Annotated in this window: 4 protein-coding genes; all 4 read right to left on the reverse strand. The window is 68.4% G+C overall.

Annotated features, from left to right (window positions below; translation table 11 throughout):
• Positions 1-118: 118 nt before the first annotated feature.
• The 4 genes from LzC2_RS20745 to LzC2_RS20760 all read right to left on the reverse strand — a co-directional run bounded on the left by LzC2_RS20745 (position 119) and on the right by LzC2_RS20760 (position 3,474).
• A complete protein-coding gene (locus tag LzC2_RS20745) occupies positions 119-394 on the reverse strand; it encodes a DUF962 domain-containing protein (protein WP_171189935.1) in 276 nt (91 codons plus the stop codon).
• Positions 394-1,623 carry a homocitrate synthase/isopropylmalate synthase family protein gene (locus tag LzC2_RS20750; RefSeq protein ID WP_171189936.1) on the reverse strand — a complete coding sequence of 410 codons (1,230 nt, stop codon included), beginning with the start codon at positions 1,621-1,623 and terminating at the stop codon, positions 394-396. Before LzC2_RS20750 ends, LzC2_RS20745 begins: the two co-directional genes overlap by 1 nt.
• 79 nt (positions 1,624-1,702) lie before the next feature.
• The gene (locus LzC2_RS20755) at positions 1,703-2,578 is read right to left on the reverse strand and encodes a hypothetical protein (RefSeq protein ID WP_171189937.1); all 876 of its coding nucleotides are present in this window, start codon (positions 2,576-2,578) and stop codon (positions 1,703-1,705) included.
• A gap of 104 nt (positions 2,579-2,682) precedes the next feature.
• Positions 2,683-3,474 (reverse strand): TrkA C-terminal domain-containing protein, encoded by a 792-nt coding sequence (locus LzC2_RS20760; protein ID WP_171189938.1) that lies wholly within the window; start codon positions 3,472-3,474, stop codon positions 2,683-2,685.
• Positions 3,475-3,608 lie beyond the last annotated feature (134 nt).

Raw genomic sequence — 3,608 nt, forward strand, 5'->3', positions numbered from 1 at the left:
GGCGGGCACTCCTGGCGACTGTCGGTCAGTGCGGCGGGTTCTCGCCACAGGCGATGATCTCGCCGGGCGATCCCATCTTACGCCGTTCCAACCACCTAAATCCCCTATCCAACCTCAATCAGCCCCGCGGGGGCGAATCGGCGAACTCTCGGTACGGCAACCCCAACCATCGCTTCACAAGGACCGTCTCTCCCGCGTCGTTCCCCTCGATCGCATGTCCGAGGAACTGCATCGCGTATCCGCCGACGAACGCGGCCAGCGCCCACCAGGGCCGTTGCTCGATCAGCAGCCAGACCGGCAGTGCGAACGTGACCGGCAACCCGATCGCATGCAACGCGATATTGACCGGGTGCCGATGGCGGGCGGCGTAATTGGTGAGGAAGCGTTTCAACATCACTCCGCTCCATTCGCCGAGGCCCAGCCGCGAACGCGGTCGTCGGTGACGGGGTCGCCCTTCGGCAGCGCTTTGAGCCCCTCGACGACGCGGGCCGCGGTCGCATCGTCGTTCGGCAGCCCCAATGCTTCCAGCCGGGCCCGCACGGCGCCGCGGCCGCTGTGCCGACCGAGCACCAGATGCACCGGCGGGCCGCCGACCAGTTCGGGGCGGTACGGCAGGTAAGTATCGGGATGCTTGAGGAAGCCGTCCTGGTGGATGCCGGCTTCCGTCGCCCAGACGTTCGCTCCATAGACCGGCTTCATTGGCGAGACCGGGACGCCCGTCAGTTCGCTGACCAACGCCCCCAGCGGGGCGAGCTTGGAGAGGTCCAGCTTATGCGTCCGTCCGTACTGCTTCTGATTCAATTCGAGAGCGACGGCGACCTCCTCCAGCGACGCGTTCCCGGCACGCTCGCCGAGGCCGCCGATCGTGCATTGCACCACCGTCGCCCCGGCCTGCACCGCCGCCAGCGTGTTCGCGACCGCCAGCCCGAGGTCGTTGTGGAAGTGCCCCGCGATCAGGCAATTGTCGATGCCGGAGACGTTCTCCTTCAGCAGCCGCACCCAACCGGCGGCGGTTTCCGGGGTGCAAACGCCGACGGTATCCGGCAGGCCGCAGGTGCTGGCGCCGCACTCGACGGCGGTCTGATAGCACTGGACGAGGTAATCCGGCTCGGTGCGGGTGGCGTCCTCCGCGGCGAACGAGACGACGGCGAACCGATCCGCGGCGTAGGTCACGGCGTCAGCGATCAGGTCTAGCACCTCCTCCTTCGACTTCCGCAGCTTGTGCTCCCGGTGGAGCGGGCTGGTGCCGCAGAACAGGCTCACGCCTTTGCGAATCCGCGGCTGCTTCTTCAATGCCTCCGCGGCGAGATCGATGTCGCCGTGCAGCGTGCGGCAGAGCGCCGTGAGCACCACGCCGGGCACTTCCCCGCACATCCGTTTGATGCCCTCCACATCCGCCGGACCGGCCGCCGGGAAACCGGCGTCGAGGCTGTGCACGCCCGCTTCGCCTAATGCTCGGGCGATCCGCAGCTTGTCCGCTGGTTCGAGCGTCGCCCCGGGCATCTGCTCCCCGTCGCGGAGCGTCGTGTCCGAAAACAGCACGACGCCGGCGCGATTGTGATGACCGATCACGAATTTCTTGACCTGGGACTCAACCCACCGGCGGGGCGAGAGGGACGACATCAGGGACCGGCGGCGCACGCGGCTACTCTAAGATCGAAACGCAGGCGCCGTCACGCCCGGTCGCAGTCCCCGAAGCGGTTTACTCCTCGAAGGCGTCATCAAACGGGTCGCCGACCGGCCGACGGGGTACGCTCCCCGGAGAGTCGCCGAATCCGACGTCGTCGCGGGGAAGATCCTCCGCGAACGATCCGTCGCCTGGCCGGCCGATGACCTCCGGATCTCCGCCGAAGACCGAGAACGCATCGCGGGGGCTGGGCTTCCGCGGTGTGGAGGTGCCGTAGTCTCCGGGCACCGAGTCGTCGAGCGGCAGGGAGTCTTGATAACTGCCCCCGAACGGTTGGAATGTCTCGTCGCTGGACGGAACGGGCGGCCCGGTCGGCGCCGGGTCGGACGAGAGGCTCAGTCGGAAGAACTGTCCGATCGCCCGCTGCGTCTCCGGCGGGGCGACGATGATCAGTTCCATCGCCACGGTCTGGCCCTGCCCGTCGACCGTCGTCGTGATCGGCCGGGCCACGCGACGACGTTCGCCGTCGGCGCTGACGACCTCCTGTTCCTGCATGCGGGTCACCTGCCGCAGCGGTTCGGACGCCGGGCGATCGATCGGTCGCAGCGAGACGTCCACGCCCGGGGCGGCATGCTCCGAGAGGAACTGATAAATCGCCCGCACCCGCGTCGGATGGGGGCGATAGGCGCACCGCAGGACCGACTCGGTCGACTCGGCGCCGGCGATTTCCGGGGCGGCCTGTTCGGGTGTCAGGACGGGTTGCTCCTGATTGTTCCCCGGCGGATCAGCCGGCGCCTCGAATTGCGACTCGGCCGATTCGTCGAACTCTGGGAGCGCTTCGGTCGGAGCACCCAGATCGTCCTGACCGAAAGCGGTCTCCGGCCAAGCAAACGAGGCGGCGACGAGGGCGGCGACCGCCCAGACGGCGGGATGGGGGGCGGAACGCGACATTGGACGGCCTGCGGTCGGGGAAACGATCCTCGCCCACGACCTTACCGAGCGCACCGCGGCCGCTCACGCGCTGATCCGCCGATGCATTTGCGAATCGCGGACGATCAGACCCCGACCCGCTCTTCCGCGTCCTCTTTCGCCTCCACGCGGCCCTGCGCCGCGACGGCGGCGGCGTGTTCCTCGTCGCCGGCGCTGCCGGCCCGGCGGGTGTCGAGTTCTTCGATCCGGCCCTGATCCGCATACAACAGCAGCGTGTCGTAGGGACGAATCCGCGTGTGGCCGTGCGGGGCGCCGACGTACGGGCCGCCCTTGCGCTGCACGCCCAGCACCAGCACGCCCTCCTGCGGCAACGCCAGTTGAATGAGCGTCTTGTTCGCCAGCCAGTCCTCCGGCTCGACCCGTAATTCGCTGATGACGTAGCCCTGCGCGAGGTGCAGCAGAGCGACGTAATCCTGCACGTTGAGGGACGTATATTGCCGCAGCGCCCGGGAGATGATGCGGTTCAGGCGCCGCTCGACCCACTCGCTGTTCGCCAGCCAAATGAGGACGAGCGTGCCGCCGAGGAAGAAGCCCAGCGCTTTCCAGACCTTCCACGGATCGTCGCCCCCCTTCGCATCGTTAATTTCGGAGACCGACAACATCACCGTCCCGGCGACGGTCGCGACGCCGAGGTTCCCCAACAGCATCAGGATCATCGCGATCCGGCGCCGGACCGGGTGATTGACGACGCTCTCCGCTTCGCCGGTGGTGTACCCGACGCCGGTGAAGGCGCTGCGGGCTTGGAATCGGGCGCTCTCGCGGCTCATCCCGGTCGCCATGAAGGCGACCGTGGCGACCCGCGTGACGACCAGCGAGATCGTCAGCGTGGCCAACAGCGACAGGAACGCGGCTTCCACGCCGGGAAACTCAAAACGGGGACGACGGGGGCGAGACCCGAAACGCGGGCGGCTCGGGCCACGGGCGGCCCGAAGCACGGGCGGCCCGAAGCACGGGCGAACCGGAACACGGGGGGGCGGGCGCGAACCGCGGG

Source organism: Alienimonas chondri, assembly GCF_013036045.1.
Classification (GTDB): domain Bacteria; phylum Planctomycetota; class Planctomycetia; order Planctomycetales; family Planctomycetaceae; genus Alienimonas; species Alienimonas chondri.